Source organism: Desulfonatronum zhilinae (assembly GCF_900182865.1).
GTDB classification, from domain to species: Bacteria; Desulfobacterota; Desulfovibrionia; order Desulfovibrionales; family Desulfonatronaceae; genus Desulfonatronum; species Desulfonatronum lacustre.
The window spans coordinates 30,863-48,030 of record NZ_FXUJ01000008.1; the positions used below are offsets into that span (position 1 = coordinate 30,863).

General features: G+C 63.0%; 9 protein-coding genes. 5 read left to right on the forward strand and 4 right to left on the reverse strand.

Annotated features, from left to right (window positions below; genetic code table 11):
- Positions 1–149: 149 nt before the first annotated feature.
- From AC559A_RS08315 to AC559A_RS08330, 4 genes are all read right to left on the reverse strand, one after another.
- The gene (locus tag AC559A_RS08315; RefSeq protein ID WP_498817397.1) at positions 150–2,369 is read right to left on the reverse strand and encodes a malate synthase G; all 2,220 of its coding nucleotides are present in this window, start codon (positions 2,367–2,369) and stop codon (positions 150–152) included.
- Between the two features lie 79 nt (positions 2,370–2,448).
- Positions 2,449–7,005 carry a translocation/assembly module TamB domain-containing protein gene (locus AC559A_RS08320; protein WP_498817399.1) on the reverse strand — a complete coding sequence of 1,519 codons (4,557 nt, stop codon included), beginning with the start codon at positions 7,003–7,005 and terminating at the stop codon, positions 2,449–2,451.
- Between the two features lie 27 nt (positions 7,006–7,032).
- A complete protein-coding gene (locus AC559A_RS08325) occupies positions 7,033–8,883 on the reverse strand; it encodes an autotransporter assembly complex protein TamA (protein WP_498817401.1) in 1,851 nt (616 codons plus the stop codon).
- A 7-nt stretch (positions 8,884–8,890) separates the two neighbouring features.
- Positions 8,891–10,657, reverse strand: coding sequence for a hypothetical protein (locus AC559A_RS08330; RefSeq protein WP_498817402.1), 1,767 nt, complete (start codon positions 10,655–10,657; stop codon positions 8,891–8,893).
- A gap of 256 nt (positions 10,658–10,913) precedes the next feature.
- Between AC559A_RS08330 and AC559A_RS08335 the strand changes: the two genes are divergently transcribed.
- The 5 genes from AC559A_RS08335 (at position 10,914) to AC559A_RS08355 (ending at position 17,160) form a co-directional block, all read left to right on the forward strand.
- The gene (locus AC559A_RS08335; RefSeq protein ID WP_498817404.1) at positions 10,914–11,996 is read left to right on the forward strand and encodes an efflux RND transporter periplasmic adaptor subunit; all 1,083 of its coding nucleotides are present in this window, start codon (positions 10,914–10,916) and stop codon (positions 11,994–11,996) included.
- Positions 11,996–12,394, forward strand: a complete 399-nt coding sequence (locus tag AC559A_RS08340) for a HEPN domain-containing protein (protein ID WP_498817406.1) — start codon at positions 11,996–11,998, stop codon at positions 12,392–12,394. The genes AC559A_RS08335 and AC559A_RS08340 overlap by 1 nt, the downstream gene beginning before the upstream one ends.
- On the forward strand, positions 12,391–12,696 hold the full coding sequence (locus tag AC559A_RS08345; protein WP_498817408.1) for a nucleotidyltransferase domain-containing protein: 306 nt from the start codon (positions 12,391–12,393) through the stop codon (positions 12,694–12,696). Before AC559A_RS08340 ends, AC559A_RS08345 begins: the two co-directional genes overlap by 4 nt.
- A 6-nt stretch (positions 12,697–12,702) precedes the next feature.
- The gene (locus AC559A_RS08350) at positions 12,703–15,846 is read left to right on the forward strand and encodes an efflux RND transporter permease subunit (RefSeq protein ID WP_498817410.1); all 3,144 of its coding nucleotides are present in this window, start codon (positions 12,703–12,705) and stop codon (positions 15,844–15,846) included.
- A gap of 450 nt (positions 15,847–16,296) precedes the next feature.
- Positions 16,297–17,160: a PhnD/SsuA/transferrin family substrate-binding protein gene (locus AC559A_RS08355; RefSeq protein WP_498817412.1), complete on the forward strand. Its 864-nt coding sequence runs from the start codon at positions 16,297–16,299 to the stop codon at positions 17,158–17,160.
- The last annotated feature ends 8 nt before the right edge of the window (positions 17,161–17,168 follow it).

Below are 17,168 nucleotides of genomic sequence, written 5' to 3' on the forward strand. Positions count from 1 at the left end.
ACTTGGGAACCACGATCATCGGCCCGCCCAGCGAAGATTTTTTTCGGAATTCGAAGCCTTTCAGGGGTATAGGTACGTCGACTGTTCCCCGTCTTGGCGAACATCCTCACTGGAAACGTTCCTATGAACCGGGCAATCTTGCTTCGAAATCAATGAGTTTCGGCCTTCACCTCTTTACGTCGGGCGTGGAGGATCGGTTCCGTGTAGCCGCTCGGTTGTTCGCGGCCCAGGAGGATCAGGTCGCGGGCGGCCTGGAAGGCGATGCTTTGATCGTGGTTCGGCCCCATGGGCTGGTACTGGGGATCGGTGGCGTTTTGACGGTCCACGACGTCGGCCATGCGGCGTAGTACGGCCAGGATCTGATCCCGGGTGCAGATGCCGTGGCGCAGCCAGTTGGCCATGTGTTGGCTGGAGATGCGCAGGGTGGCCCGGTCTTCCATCAGGCCCACGTCCGAGATGTCCGGCACCTTGGAGCAGCCCACGCCCTGGTTCACCCAGCGGACCACGTAGCCCAGGATGGATTGGGCGTTGTTGGCCAGTTCCTCCTCGATTTCTTCGGGAGTGGGACGTTTGTCGCCCAGCAGGGGCAGTCGGAGCAGGTCGTCCAGGGTGGCCCGCGGCTTGCCCATGAGTTCGCGCTGCCGGGCGAAGACGTCCACCTGGTGATAGTGCGAGGCGTGCAGGGTGGCGGCGGTGGGGGAGGGGACCCAGGCGCAGTTGGCCCCGGACAGGGGGTGGCCGATCTTGGCCTCGACCATTTCCTTCATTTTGTCCGGCTTGGCCCACATGCCCTTGCCGATCTGGGCCTTGCCGCTCAGGCCCGCGGCCAGGCCCACGTCCACGTTCCAGTCTTCATAGGCGGTCATCCACGCCTCGGAGCGCATGTCGTTCTTGCGGACCATGGGTCCGGCCTCCATGCTGGTGTGGATTTCATCCCCGGTGCGGTCCAGGAATCCGGTGTTGATGAAGATGACCCGCTCCCGGGCGACCCGGATGCACTCCTTGAGGTTCAGGGTGGTCCGGCGTTCCTCGTCCATGATCCCGATCTTCAGGGCGTTGTGGGTCAGGTCCAGGGCGCCCTCGATGGCGGCGAACAGATCCCGGGTGAATTGGACTTCCTCTGGGCCGTGCTGTTTGGGTTTGACGATGTACACGCTTCCGTGGCGGCTGTTTCGCCATGGATTGTCGGCGGAAGCCCGGAGATCGTGCAGGGAGATCAGGGCCGTGGTCAGGCCGTCCAGGATGCCTTCGAATATTTCCCGGCCCTGGTCGTCCAGGACGATGTCCGTGGTCATCAGCAGGCCCACGTTGCGGACCAGCATCAGGCTGCGTCCGGGCAGGCGGAGTTCGGTTCCGTCGGGGGCCGTGAAGCTCCGGTCTTCATGCATCCGGCGTTCCACGAAACGGCCGCCCTTGGAAAATTTGGCGGTCAGGTCGCCCTTGAGCAGGCCCAGCAGGTTGCGAAAGGCTCCGGTTTTGTCCTCGGCGTCCACCACGGCCACGGAGTCCTCGAAGTCAAGAATGGTGGTCAGGGCCGCTTCCAGAACCACGTCGCAGACCCCGGCCTTGTTTTCCCGTCCGATGTGGTGGGTGCGGTCGATGCGCAGTTCCAGATGCAGACCGTGGTTGCGCAGGATGACGGACTTTGGTTCGTCGTCCCGGTTCAGGGGGCCGAAAAAGCCGACGAACTGTTCCGGGCGAGTCAGCTCCTGCCTGGAGCCGTCCTCCAGAAGGGCGACCAGGGTCCGCCCCTCCGGCGTGGATGGGCTTGGGGCGACCATGTAGCGGACCACGTCGGCGTGGCGGCCGGCGGCCAATGGGACGGCCCGGTCCAGAAACGCGGCGGCCCCGGCCATGACCCTGGCCCCGCGTACCGGATTATAGGCCTCCCCTTTTTCCGCGCCCTGATCCTCGTCGACAACGTCAGTGCCATACAGGGCGTCGTACAGGCTGCCCCAGCGAGCGTTGACCGCGTTGACCGCGTACCGGGCGTTGGTCACCGGAACCACGAGCTGCGGCCCGGCAATAGCGGCGATTTCCGGGTCCACGTTTTCGGTGGTGATCTGGAAATCCGGGCCATCAGATTCACTCTCGGGCAAGAGATAGCCGATATTCAGAAGAAACTGCTTGTAGGCCGCGGCGTCGTGGGGTTGTCCGGCCCGGTCGCGGTGCCATTGGTCGATGGCCGCCTGCAGGGTGTCGCGTTTTCGCAGCAGCGCGGCGTTGCGCGGTCCGAACTCCCGGACGATTCGCTCCAGGGCGCTCCAGAAGTGCTTCGGCTCCACCCCGGTCCCAGGCGCGGCCTCCTGAACGATGAAGTCGTAAAACGGCTTGGCAATCCGCAATGCTCCAGCCTGAACATGGTCCATGGTCGTCCTCCCTTGAGTTTATCTCGTTCTTTTTCGCGGACTCCACGTCGTCTTTCCTTGGTCCGTGCAACGAACGCGGTCAATAATCCCGCTTCCAAAACAATCCCAGCCCGCCTCCCTTGGGGCCGAGGGTGCTTTCCAGGTTGATCCGGGGGGTGAGTTCCACGTCCACGGATGCTGTTTCCTCGCCGGTTTTCAGGTCGCTGTCCAGGCGGAGGTAGACGCGGTTGTAGATGTATTTTCCGGCGCGCAGGCTCATGTCTCCGGCTTGGCCGGAAATCAGGTCCAGGTCGTCGAGCTGGAGCAGATCGCGGGCCGTGCCTATCAGGTTGAGTCCGGAACCGTGACCGGCCAGTTCCCGGGCCGCCAGGGCAAGCTGGGCGGCCTGGGTGGCGGAGATGCGGGACAAGGACCGGCCGAAGAGCATCTGGGACAGGATTTCATCCTGGGGCAGAGGCGGGTCGGAGGTCAATGTCGGGGGCGGAATGTCCGGAGGGACGCCGCTGATATGCACGGTGAAGGTTTTCTCGCCGTCCGGGTCGCGACGGGTTTGGTAGGCCGTCAGGTTGACGAAGGGCAGGGGCGGCTGTCCGCCGGTGAATTGGATCACGCTTTCCGGGGACACGGTGAACCGTTTGCCCAGCAGGTCCAGGCGGCCGCGTTGGGGCCTGATCTCTCCGCGAATGACCGGTTGGGCGGCGGTGCCGGTGATCCGCAGGTTGCCGCCCCATTCCGAATCCAGACCTCGGCCGCGGACGAAGACCCGGGCCGGGAACCGCACGTCCAGGTCCAGGGCCAGAGGCGGGGCGGGGATGGGTAGAGCAAAAGGTTCCGCGGACGGCACTCGTTCTTTGCTGGTCTCCACCACCGGCAGATCCACCACCTGGGGGCCGCCCAGATCCTTGAGGAAAATTTCCACACGGTCCAGGACCACTTCGCCCTTGACCTCCTGGGTCGCGGTGGAGCCGGAGACGGCCAGGTCGACATTGGCCACCCTGGCTTGGGCCAAAGGGCTGTCCAGGATGTTCATGTTGGTCATCTGGACTGAAAACTGAAAGGGAAAGTTTTGCCCTGGGTCGAGATCGGCTCCACCCGTGACATGCAGACGACCCTGCCCGCCGTCCGTGGCGGTGAGGGAGGTCAGTTCGAACCGTTTGTCCGTGACCTGGGCGTCGGCCTCGATGTCCTGGAGCAGAACGCCCTGGAGGAGATGCTGATAGCTTCCTTGGCGGATCAGGATGCTCCCTGTGGGTTGCGGGGTGTCCAGGGTGCCGCTGAGCTGGAAATCCAACTTGAGCGTCCCGGCCAGGAGCTGGCTGTCCGTGAGGAAGATTTCCCCCAGCCAGCCCAGGTCCAAATCACCTTGGATAGTGGCCCTCATTGGAGCATCGGAGGGCAGGTCCAGGCCTGCGGGGGTGAGACCGAGGGTTAGAGGCACATGCCCCTGGGCCTGGAGCAAGGGGGTGGTCGTGTCATTTTCGCGAAGCACGGCCGTCAGCGTGATGGCTGTTCCGTCCAGGGCTGCGTCGGCCTGGATAGCCAGGGACGGAACGTTCTCCAGATTGGTGCCCGTTGGTTGGAGGTTCTCGCCCAGCACTGTCAGGTCGCCGCGCAAGGCCGAGGTGGGACCCTGGAGCACCGCCCCGGCGGTGACCGTGCCCAGAATATCCGGAGTGAAGAGCGACAGAGGCAGGCTTTCGATTCCCAGGCGCAGGTTTGCGTCTGCCGGTCCGATCCGGGCATCGCCGCGGACGATGGCCGGCCCGAACTCCAGGTGCAATGGGGAGACGGTCTGCTCCTGCTCTCCCAGGGTGATGTGGACGGGAGCGGTGAGCAGCAGGGGCTGTTCGGCCCAGTCACCGGTGAGGTCGCGCAGTTCCACGGAATGGCTTCCATCCCGGTCGGCGTAGGCGGCTTCGAGTTGGAGCGTGTAGGGGTGCAGGGCGCTTCCCCGTGTCGTGACGTTCAGGACCAGGTCCGTGAGTGATCCGGTGATGGTCGCGTTCAGGGAATTGACGCTGATTTCTCCGGCTTGAAAATCCCTGGCCGCCACGTCCAGGTGCAGCTTCGGTCCGTCCTGGGCGCTCAAGGCGTCCTGGATCCGACCATTCAGGTTCAGTTCGGCCAGAGTGCCGAAGTCCGCCTGGAAATTGCTCAGGCCTGCGCTCAAGCGGACGTTCTGGGTGCCCGGGGCTGGGCCGTTTGACTGTTCATCCGATTGGTCGTCCGATTGGTCGTCCGATTGGTCATCGGGCGTGACATCCGGCTGGAGTTCGACGTCCAGTTCCAGAACGCCGTGCAGGGACTGACCGGCCAAGGCGCTTAAGGGCGTGATGTCCTGGATGCGGCCCTGGAGTCGGGCCGTGACCAGCTGACTGTCCAGGTCCACGACGCCCTGGCCGTGCAGTGCGCCCTCGGGAACGATCAGCTCCAGCTCCGAGATGCGGAGAAGGGAATCGTCCAGGGCAAAGGCCGTTTCCAGGAGCAGGGGGGCTTGCAGGGGCGAGGCGGACAGAGTCAGCTCGCCGCGGGGAGCCGCGGGCAGGGAGTGGATGGTTGCGAGCAGTTGGAGCGGAAAGGCTTCCAGGTCGGCAATGCGCAGGTCGTCGCTGTGCAGATCGAGATGCAGGACCAAATTCTGGCTGACGTCGCCCCGGGCCTGGATGTTCAGCACGGCCGCTCCGGCCAGGCCCAGACCTGGGTCCGGGTCCGGGTTCGGCGAGGCCAGGCTCAGGTCCGGAAGGGCCAGGGCGGCTTGGGCGGACAAATCGCCGGTGGCCGGGGTGAAGTCGGCCTCCGCGGTCAGATCCAAGCCGGGGGCTTGCAGGCGCACGGCCCGGGCCTGGATGATCCCCGGACCCTGACCTGTCGCGGAATCGTCTTCTGGCGGCACAAGCCGGACCTGACCGCGAAGCCGGGGAGCCGCGCCCAGCAGATGGGGCAGCGGGTCGGGCAGGCCCGCGAGGTGGGTCAGTCCCGCGTCCAGATCAACATCCAGGCGCAGAGGCTGGACCGTGCCCTGGGCCGTGACCCGCAGGTCGGCCTCGCCAGCGACGTCTTCCAGTCCGTACGGGGCCAGCCAGGGCTGAATCGGGCTGGGCCGCAGCTCCAGATGGGCGTCCAGCCGGTGGGTGTCCAGGCCGTATCCGGCGGCGGCGTGGATGTCCACGCCCTGGCCGAGCAGGTTCAGGGACGTCACGTCCAGGAAATTGTCCGCCAGGCGATAGGCCGCGTCGAAGTTCGCGGTCAGTTCCGGGGGCAGGGCCGTGTCCGGAACGTAAAGCCCCTGGGTTGTCACGGCGCCCGCGACGGAGATGACCCGGTCGTCCGGCGTCTCGCCGGGGTCGCTGAACCGGATCGCGGCGTCCAGGTCCAGCCCGCCGACTCGGACCGGGTCGGCGAAAACATCGGTCAGGTGCAGGGCGAGCTGGATGTCAGGGCCGGTCAAGGGGCCGGAAACATCGCCCCGCAGACCGATGCGCGGCCCCAATTCCACTCCGGCCAGCTCGGCCAGGGGGGCCGTATCCAGCACGTCCAGGCGCAGCCCGCCGCGCAGGGTGGAGTGGTCCAGATTCACCTCCGCATCCACATGCAGGTCCAACAGGGCGTTGCGCAACGTGAATTCGGCCAGGTGAACCGAATCCGGCCTGGGCATGGACGCCTGGACCTGGAACGTCGTGGGAGGCAGCAAGGCCTGGGCGGGTTCGGGAAGCAGGGAGGGGGCGAGAGTGAATTCCCCGTGCCAGGTCAGGCTGGGATGATCCGGCCAGGCCAGGCCCAGGTTGCTTTGCAGGGAAAACAGCTCTCCGGCCTGGACCGAAAATACGCCGTCCCAGGCCAGGGGCGGCCCGTCGCCCTCCAGGATCACTTCCAGAGGCGTGGCCGGGGGCAGGCCGAGCAGAGGGGCCAGGGAGCCGCCTGGATCGGTGAAGGCCAGCCGCAGATCCAGGAGGTCGGTCTCCGGGACAAACCCGGCCCGCAGGCTGAGCAGGCCGGCCTCGTCGGCTGGTCCGGCCAGGGAGTCCACGCTGAGGTTCATCCGGGCACCGTGCTCCCCGGCATCCAGGTCGCCGTGAAGGCGAAGGACGATCCGGTCCCCGGCCACGGCTTGGGCCAGGATGATCCGGCGGATGTCCAGATTGTCCAGGGCCACCCTTGGAAAGGCCGTGGGCGGTTCAAAATCCAGGAGCGCCTCCCATGACTCCGGTATGACGGGTTCAGGTTTCGGCTGAGGCTCATCACCAACAGGAACACGGAACAGCTCCACCCGGTCCGCGCTGAGTTCGTGAATCCGCACACGAGCCGAAAGCAGATCCCGGCCGGACCAACGCAGGATCACGTCGTCAATCTTCAGCCATACCCCTTCTTCGTCAGCCAAACGTATTTCCACGAGCCGGAGGTCGAAGGGAAACCGGCCATGCAGCCCGGATAGCGCGACCTGCTGGCCGCCCACGTCGGCCAAGGTGTTGTTGAGGAGGGTTTCCAGGCGGTTGAGGCCGTAGTCGGTGCGGAGCAGGATGATGATCAGAACAAACGTGATCAACAGTCCCACCGGGGCGAGGAGCAGATAGGGCCACCATCGACGTGGATTCTTTATCCCGGGATGCCGCGCTGAAGATGCATTCGATTCGGTCATGCGTCGTTGTCGTCCTTGTGTTGGTGCTCAATACGCCTGCCCGATACTCACATAGACCTGGAACGCGCTGTCCTTGTCCCTCCGGTTTAGCGGGAAGGCCAGGTCCAGGCGGATGGGGCCGAAATCCAGGTAGTAGCGCAGCCCCAGACCCGCTCCCCAGAGGAAATCGTCCTGGAATTGGAGTTCCGTTTCGCTGAACACCTGTCCGCCGTCCAGAAAGGCCACCAGACCGATGTTGTTCTCCAGGCGCAGCCGCAGTTCCGTGCCCACCTCCACCATGCTCTTGCCCCCCACGATCTTGCCGTCCACCTCCGGTCCGATGGACTGGTAAGCGTAGCCGCGGACCGAGCCGCCTCCGCCGGCGTAGAAACGTTGATCAGGGGGCAGGTTCATGTTGGCTTCGCCGGTAATCGACCCCAGGGCCCCCCGTCCGGCCAGGACCAGGCGGTCTTTGGCCAGGATGGGCAGATAGGCGCTGAGGGAGCCGGACAGCTTGAAGAAGGTCGTGTTCCATTCCAGCGTGTCCAGAAACGGTTCGGCCCGGAGCTGGACCCGCCAGCCCCTGGCCGGGTTGAGTACGTTGTCGCGCCTGTCCCAGGTCAGCTCGCCCGGGGTGGAGATCAGGCCGTAGGTCTCGGTTTTTCCGAGCTGGGTAACTTCCGAGTACCGGAAGGTGGCCCCGAGGCCCACGGACCAGAAGCGGTCCAGTTGGCGGTTGATCATGGCTCCGGCCGCGGCTTCCCTTTTTTCCAGGGCGTCGGTTGTTTCCTGGCCGATATTGCCCTGGATGGTCAGGGACTGGGACGGGTCGGGAAACTCAGGTACCTGGAATTCGCCTTCGAGCATTTGCCGTTTTTCGGCCAAGTGGAGTCGGGTGCGAAGTTGTTCGCCGCTTCCGAGGATGTTGCGATGCTCCCATTCCAGGGCCGTGCCGAATCCCGTGTCGGTTTCGTAAGCCACCCCGGCCTTGACGGTTCGGGGGACGCGCTCCACCACGGATATGGTGACGGGCAGCTCGTTGTTCCCGAGGTCGTTGTACACGGATGTCTCGGGGATCGATCCCGGATGGGAGACGTCCACCATGGTGAACAGGCCGGTCTGCATCAGCGTGGCGCGCAGCCTTTGCAGTTGGGAAGACCGGAACGGCTGGTTCTCGGACCAGGGAACCTGGTCCAAAATGTAGCGCGGCGAGACCCGCTCTTCGCCTTCCACGATCACCGGGCCGAACCGGGCCGAAGGACCGGGGTTGAAGGTGTAGAATACGGAAAGGGTTTGGGATTCATGGTCCACTTGAACTTCCCGGAGCGCGACCCAGGGAAAGGGGTGGCCGTTTTCGCGCAGGAACTCGCGGAACATGTCCTTGCCCCCGCTGATTTCCGGCGCTCTGGCCCGGCTGCCCAGGGCGAGGCCCGCAGTGGCCGGACCGGGAGGAGGAAAGCCGAACCCCTCTTCGGAATCCGGGCCGTCGAAATGCACGGCCTTCAGCAGATAGGCAGGCCCTGGCTGGACCTGAAAAACAATCCGGGGCGGCGAAGCGTGCGGATCGACATGGGCCTCGACCCGTCCGTCGTAGTAGCCTTCGGAGCGCAGGGCGCGAAGCAGGTTGGGGATGTCGGCCCGGGCGCGGCGCTGGAACATCTGGTCCGTGGCCGGTATGCGCTCGCGCAGGGCGTGGGATTCGGACACCGAGCGCAGGACGTCCCGAAGACCGGAGTCCAGGTCGCCTTCGAACACCACCTGATACGCGTCCGTGCCGAACAAGGTCTGGTGCAGGGTCTCCGGGACGAGGGCCCGCAGGTTGTCGAACTGGGCCTGGGCCGGCCTGGTCGATGCGACCAAGCCGGCCAGCAGCAGGGCGAAAACGAGAAGTCGCGGCAATCGGCGGCTACGATCGAACGGTGCGCAGGGCCTCAAAGCCGTCTCCCTGATGCACGGTGAGTTGGGTGAAGGGGATGATCCAGCCACGTTCGTTGCAGACCCGGACGCAGGATTGCTGGATGATCCGGCCCACGGCCCAGTAGGAGCCGGCTGTTTTGCCGTTCATCATCACGTAGATCAGATAGTCCAGGGATGAGGCCCCGGCTTCCTTGAAATCCACCAACACGGATTCGAGGCCGTCGTTGAACGAGGCCTTCAGGGCATCCGTCACCGCGGTCTCGAAGATGCCCGGCACCTCTTCCAGGCAGATGGCCTGATGCTGGTAGTCGATGCCGAAGGTCACGGCGTAGCCGAAGCCGTCGCGGGTCAGGTTGCGCGGCGAGGATCCGAGGAAGGAGCCCGTGGAAAAGGTGCGCACGGATCCGACGTGCTTGATCTGAACCACCTCCGGCGTCTGGAGCAGCACCTGCCCGTAGGTGCCGTCGGAAAGCATCACGTAGTCGTCCTTGCGTGTCGGAAACCAGGGTTCCTCCGGGTCGTCCGGGCGGGATATCCGGCTGGCCAGATCGCCCAGGGGCACGCGCAGCACGCCGCCTTGCAGCTCCGGATTGTACAAGGTCGAGTACATGTTCAGGTTTTTGACCTCCCAAGGAATTCCGTTCAGGAAAATCCGCTCCCCTTCCCGGACCGGCCCCATATCCAGCAACATCCGGACCTCGGTCATGAACTTGGGCAGGTAGGTCCTGGACCCCACGGCAACCAGGACGAGAATGATCATGGCCAAGCCCAGAAGCAGCCAGTCTCCGGAAACGTAGAGCACCAGGAGCAGGGCGCACAGGGCGAGGATGACGGAAATCGCCTGATAGCCCACGGAGAACAGTTTGGCGTGGGGCTTGCGTTTCAGGACGACCGCATCGTCCTCCTTCCGGCGGGCGACCTTGGGCAGGGTCTGAAGCAGGAACCAGACCCCGGCGGTGACCAGGACCGCCAGGATCAGGATCAGGCCGCGGCCCTGGACAAAGGAAAGCATGCCCTGGTGGAGCATGTCCCAGAAGGTTTTCTGCTCGTCCCGCAGTTCCTGGAGTTGGAGCTGTTGCAGGTTGATTTCCAGTTCCAGGTCCGACTTGCGTTGCAGCCAGGATTTTTCCAGGGCCAGCAAACGGTCGAGCAAGTGCTCGTCCTGAACTCCGGCGCTGACGTTGACGATGTTGGCCAGGGCCCGGTTGACCACGTTCAGCCTGGCCTGATCCTGGGATATTTCACGGTTGATCCGCTCGATGTTGCGCGGGGTTTCCGTGAATTGATTGAGCTGATCCAGAAAAGGCTTGATGATTTCGAAAAGTTCTTGCTGCCAATTAAAATCTCTTTCCGGTTCGTGGCGAAAGATGGAGCTGTCCACTCCGCCGGTGGCCACGGATTCGAAGGTGGCCCTGGAAGCCTGGATCAAGCGCTCCAGTTCGACGATTCCCGCTTCCATCTCCGCGCGTTCCGAGGCGGTTTGCGCGTCGGCCATTTGTTGGCGCATGACGTCCAGGTGTTGGCGGCGGTCCTGAATGGACTGGGCGATATTAGCCAGTTGCGACCGGACGGAGTCAAGACGGACGTCCAGGTCCTGGGCCGGACCGTCGGGGGCCGTGGCGACCGTAAGGTCGGGTGCCGGGGCGGGGTTTTGTTGGGCGAACAGCGCGGCCTGCGGAACGCAGACAAGGGCCAGTGCGAAAAACAGGGCCAGGAACGGACGGTGAAATGAATAAAGAGAAGGGAAGGAGCGCATGCATCTCTCCAGAGACGTTTGAGCCGAGGCGGCGCAAAGCCGTCGGCATCAGTGATATGGCTTTCTTATTTTGATGCGACAGTGATCGCGGAATCCGGCCGCTGTGAAGGAAAGCTTGAACATGGTCATGGAAGGGAGTAGATAGGCCGGGTCAATCAGGACGGTTGACGCGACATTCAATATCCTTTTTTCTATCCCATCACGACTTTCCTTGCAACCACCTCCATCTTTCTCCCCCCGAGGCGGGGATTCGCACATGCAAAAGACGACGCATTTCTTGTTTTCATTCGTCCGGCTGATTCTGCTGGCTTTGCTGATTCTGGCTGGTATGGCGCCGCTCTCCGGCTGTTCCTCCCCGTCCGGAGAAGAATCCCGAGCGGACTCCGGGGAACCGGCCCCTCCGCGTCGGGTCAACGTGGTGATTCAGGAGATCGTGCCGCAAGAGATTCGAGACGCGGTCGTGCTGCCCGGTTCGGCGGACCCCTGGCTGAGCGTGGCCTTGGCCGCGGAGACCGCCGGCAGGGTTGAAAAGCTCTCCGTGCGCGAGGGCGATCACGTCCGGCCCGGTCAGGTCATCGCCCAGGTCGACGTCACGGCCCTGGGCGCGGGCATGGCCAGGGCACGGGCGGCCTTCGAGCTGTTCGAGGACCAGCTGCGACGGCGGGAACGATTGTTCCAGGATCAGATTATTTCCGAGGAGGAACTGGACCAGATCCGCAGCGAGAAGGTTCAGGCCAGGGAGGCGTTGCGTCAGGCTGAAATCGAGTACGACCGTGGTTTGGTCCGGACTCCAAGCTCCGGTCGGGTGAACGATCTGTTGATCGAGGTCGGCGAGTTCGTGGACCGCGGCCAGGTGGTCGTCGAACTGGTGGACATTGATAAGATCAAGGTCCAGGTCCAGGTTCCGGAAATGGATGTCCGCTTTCTGGAGGTGGGCCAGCCCGTGCTGGTGATGGTGGATGCTTTTCAGGGCCAGGAGTTTCCGGGCGTCATCGACTTCATCGCCTTTCGGGGCGACCAAGCCACCAAGACCTTCCGCACCCAGGTGGTCATGGACAATCCCGAGGGCCGGATTCGTCCGGGGATGATCGCCCGGGTGCTCTTCCTGCGCCGGATCATCCCCGACGCCCTGGCCATCCCCCTGTCCGCCCTGATCGACCGGGGCGGGGAGCGCCTGGTCTACGTGGAAGAAGACGGCCTGGCCCGGGCCCGCCAGGTGGAGATCGGGGTCATCGAACGCGACCGCATCCAGATCACCAGCGGCCTGCACCCCGGCGACCGCCTGATCGTGGCCGGGCACCGTGAAGTGGATGAAGGGACAGCGGTGGTGGTGCGGTAATGGATACTCATGAGCAAATTGCCTACTGGCATCGTTCCGCTCTTCGTGACTGGGAAGCAGCAGGTGATCTTTTTGGCTCAGGGCGTAATATGCATGCTCTTTTTTTTGCCCACCTGGCCGTCGAGAAGTTGCTCAAGGCCCATTGGGTCAAAGAGAATCCCGGGGCGCTCCCCCCTCGCACGCATAACCTCGGAATTATCGCTGAGCGATTGCGGTTGCAATTGCCTTCTCAGTTCAAGGATGAGCTTCAAGTGATCACGACCTGGAACATGGAGGCTAGATATCAGGATTACAAGGATCGGTTCTACAAGTTGTGCACCGTCGAATACACATCTCGAAAAATGAGCCTCGTGGAGGAATTGATGCAATGGTTGACCGAAGCGCTGCGATCCACATGATCGAAGATTTTATCCAGGACTTGATCCAGGCCGGATACTCGCCAAAGGACGTCTACCTTTTCGGCTCCTATGCCCATGGCCAACCCCACGATTTTTCGGATATCGACGTAGCTGTCTGGGATGCGAATTTTTCGGGGTGTCTTGCAAGGGATGTGGAGCAGGTAAAATCAGTATTGGCGAGATATGCGCCTATTGAGCTGCATCCGTTCAATCTTGATGATGACGAAGATCCTTGGGCGCAAACTATCAGATCCCAAGGGATCAGAATACCATCCATCAATACAGCAGTAGGACGCGAGTAATCGAACATGATCGTCAACACATGGGCCTTGCGCCGCCAGGCCACGGTCCTGACCTTGCTGGTGTTCCTGGTGATCATCGGCGTGTATTCCTATCTGACTTTGCCGCGGGAGGCCTTCCCGGACATCACCATTCCGTACGTGTTCGTGACCACGACCTATGAGGGCGTGGCGCCGGAGGACATGGAGACGTTGATCACCATGCCCATTGAGCGCAAGCTCAAGGGGTTGTCCGGGGTGGAGGAGATCCGGGCCAGTTCGTCCGAGGGGTTGTCCACGGTGGCGGTGAAGTTCATTCCCTCGGTGGACATCGACGACGCCTTGCAAAAGGTCCGGGTCAAGGTGGACGAGGCCAAGGCGGACCTGCCTTCGGACCTGGAGGACGACCCGGTGGTGGAGGAGGTCAATTTTTCGGACATCCCGGTGATCCGGGTGGTTCTCTCAGGCCCGTACTCCCTGGCCCGGCTGAAGACCTGGGCCGAGGATCTCAAGGACGAGATCGAGACCATCCCCGGGGTGCTCAACGTCCTGGAAAGCGGCGGATTGGAGCGGGAAATCCGGGTGGAGTTCGACCTGGACCGCATCCGGGCCTACAACGTGCCTTTTTCCAGCATGATCCAGGCCGTGACCCAGGGCAACGTGAACATGCCCGGCGGGAGCATGGACATCGGCGAGACCCGTTATCTGGTGCGCGTGCCCGAAGATTTCAAACACCCGGCGGATATTTTTTCCATCGTGGCCTTTGTCCGCGACGGACGACCCGTTTACCTGCGCGACGTGGCCCGGATCGAGGACGCCCACAAGGACCCTCTGACCCGTAGCCGGATCAACGGGCGGCCCAGCGTGACCCTTTCGGTGCAAAAGCGCAGCGGAGAGAATATCGTCCGGATCTGCGACGAGGTCCGGGCCATGGTGGACCGGCTCAGGCCGGATCTGCCCCCGGACCTGATCCTGGATATCACCTCGGACATGTCCGAGGATGTCAGGTTCATGGTTTCCGAGCTGGAGAACAACATTCTTTCCGGCTTGATTCTGGTGCTCGCCGTGATCGTGGCCTTCATCGGCGGACGTTCGGCCGTGTTCGTGGCCCTGGCCATCCCGTATTCCATGTTCATCGGCTTCGCCCTGCTCTCCGGGTTCGGGATCACCCTGAACATGGTGGTGCTCTTTTCCCTGATCCTGGCCCTGGGCATGCTCGTGGACAACGGCATCGTCGTGGTGGAGAACATCTATCGCCACATGCAGCAGGGCCGGCCCCGGGCCGTCGCGGCCCGGATCGGCACGGATCAGGTGGCCTGGCCGGTGATCACGGCCACCCTGACCACCCTGTCCGCGTTCATCCCGCTGCTGTTCTGGCCGGGCATCGTGGGTGAGTTCATGATGTTCCTGCCCAAGACCCTGATCATGGTTCTCTCTGCTTCCCTGTTCGTGGCCCTGGTGGTCAACCCGGTGCTTTCCGCCCGGTACCAGGTCGTCAGGCCGGCCAAGCCCCGACAAAGCGAGGATATGGAAAACCCCGACCAGGAAGAGGTCCATGAGCCCTGGATCAAGCGACTCTACCTCCGTCTTCTGTCTTGGTCCCTGCGCCATCGGCTGGTGGTTCTGGGAACGACCGTGCTGATGCTGGTCGCGGCCATGGTCGGTTTCGGGACCTGGGGCAAGGGGGTGGAGTTCTTCCCGGAGACCGACCCGAACCGGGCCTACGTGCATATCCGCGCTCCGGAAGGCACCAGCCTGGACGCCTCGGACCGGCTGGTGGCCCAGGTGGAAGACATTGTCATGGAATACCCGGACATCAAGTTTGTGATCGGGAACATCGGTTCCGCCGGGGGCGATCCCTTCGCTGCTGGCGGGCCGGGAACGCACCTGAGCCGGGTGGCCCTGGACTTCGTGGATTTCCACGATCGCGCCCAGTCTTCCACCAAGACCCTGGACGATATTCGCGAACGCCTTCTGGCGACCATTGCCGGGGCCGAGGTCCAGGTGGAAAAGGAAGAAGGGGGGCCGCCCACGGGGCCGCCGGTAAACATGGAGATTTCCGGGCGGGACATCCGGGTCCTGGGCGAACTGTCGGCCCAGGTTCGCCGGACTATTCGGGATATCCCCGGACTGGTGGACCTGAAGGACAATTTCGTTCAGGGCAAGCCGGAGATCCGAATCAACATCGACAAGGAAAAAGCAGCGTTGATGGAGCTGGACGCCTACACCATCGCCTATACGGTCAAGGCGGCCATCGGCGGGGTGCGGGTGGGAGTATTGCGCGACGACCGGGACGAGTACGACATCACGGCCCGGCTTCCGGAGGAGGCCCGAAATTCCCTGGAGTCCCTGAAGCGACTGACCATTTCCGGGCCTCACGGCGAGCCCATACCGCTGACCAGCGTGGCCGAAGTGGAACTGGGCAGCGGCGTGGGGGACATCATGCGCCTGAACCAGCGCCGGGTGGTCACGATTTCGGCCTCGGTCTCCGGGCGCCTGGCCAACGACGTGCTGGAGGACATCGAGCGGCTTCTGGCCGGTTTTGAATGGCCTCGGGGGTATTCCTACCAGTTCACCGGAGAGCAGGAGGAGCAGGCCAAAGCCCAGGAGTTCCTGAGCAAGGCCTTTGTGGCGGTGATCTTCCTGATCTTCCTGATCCTGATCACCCAGTTCAATTCCATCATCCCCGGGCTGATCATCCTGGCCGCGGTGCTCTTCTCCCTGATCGGCGTGTTCTTCGGGCTGTTGGTCACGGGTACGGCCTTCGGGATCATCATGACCGGGATCGGGGTGATCAGCCTAGCCGGGGTGGTGGTGAACAACGCCATCGTGCTCATCGACTACTACATGCAGCTTCTGGCCCGGGGGATGGAGCGCTCCGAAGCCCTGCTGCGGGCCGGACTGGTCCGGTTCCGACCGGTGATGCTCACGGCCGTCACCACCATCCTCGGCCTGATGCCCATGGCCACCGGCGTCAGTTTCGACTTTAAGAGCCTGACCTGGAGCATCGGCGGCGAGTCGGCCCAATGGTGGGGCCCAATGGCCGTGGCCGTGGTCTTCGGCCTGGCCGTGGCCACGCTGTTGACGTTGATCGTGGTGCCCGTGCTCTGCTCCCTGTCCAAAAGCCTCCCGGGAACGGCCAAGGGGTTGTATGGGGGGAAGGATGAAGGTTGAAGGGGGCATGCGTTGCCGCTGCTGTAACTACTCAGCATAGCAGTCCGTTGAAAAACTCCCAATTGCTGCGTCGCCGCAAAAAGCTCAAACTCTCACGTATCAATAAATACGCTTCGACCTTGAGCTTTTCTTGCTCCTTGCACTTGGGGTTTTTGAACGAACTGCCGACAAAGGACTTTTTCAACACTCAGATAGAGGAATGCCGTTGCCGGGGTCGGAGTCGGTATCGGAATCGGAATCGGGATCGAAAACGCTGGGATGCGTTCAAAATTTTTCCTGTTCCGATTCCGATTCCGATAACGACCCCGACTCCGATTGCCGGAGCAAGGGCGGACACAAAATGTGCTGAGTAGATACCCGCTGTTCTCCTTGCACCATGAAAACCGAGAGGGTATGGCTGGCCGAGTCTGTATCGTTGAAATAACGACACATGAAACAAAGGTCGCCACCATGCCCGCCCCTCACATGCCCCCCTTCCATTCTCTCCGCCCGCTTCTGCTCGGCATCTCCATCCTGCTTGCTCTGCTACTTCTTTCGCCAATCGCGACGGCCACACAACCCATCCGTTTTGCCCCCTTGCCCATGGAAAACCGGGAGGTGATCGTCAGGGCGTTCAACCCTTTGGTGACCTACCTGGAGCGGGAGTTGGGCCAATCGGTGGAAATGGTTTATTTTGACGCCCATCATAAGATTCTGACGGCCTTTGAGCAGGACGAGCTGGACCTGATCTTTCTGGGGCCGTTGCCCTACGTAACCTTGCGCCAGAGGATGCCCGAGGTGGAGCCGCTGGTTTTTTTCAGGGAACCTGACGGCAATGCCCGGTATCGCTGCGCCGTGATCACCCTGCTTGACGACGATATCGCCCAGGCGGAGTTGCCCGACCTGCCCTTCGGCCTGACCCAGCGCCTGTCCACATGTGGGTACCTGGGTGCTGACGCCATGCTCCGCGCCCTTGCCGACATCTCTTTGGAAGAAATGGCCTACCAGTACCTGGGCACCCACGAAGCCGTTGTTTTCGCCGTGGTCCGGGGTGACGTCCGCGCAGGCAGCGTCAAGGACGAATTCGCGCACAAATACCTGCCGCTGGGCATCACGGTCCGGGCCTACTCGGACTGGGTGCCGGCCACCGGCCTGTTCGCCAACGCCCGAACACTGAATCCCGACCAGATCCAGCGCCTCCGCTCCATCCTCCTGGCCGCGCCCGAAATCGAATATAGCCAGTGGGGCGAAACCATCCGCCACGGCATGGCCCCGGCCAGCGACGACGCCTATGCCGGTTTCCGCGATTTCGGCGATCCGACGGCAATACCGTAACCCTCCAA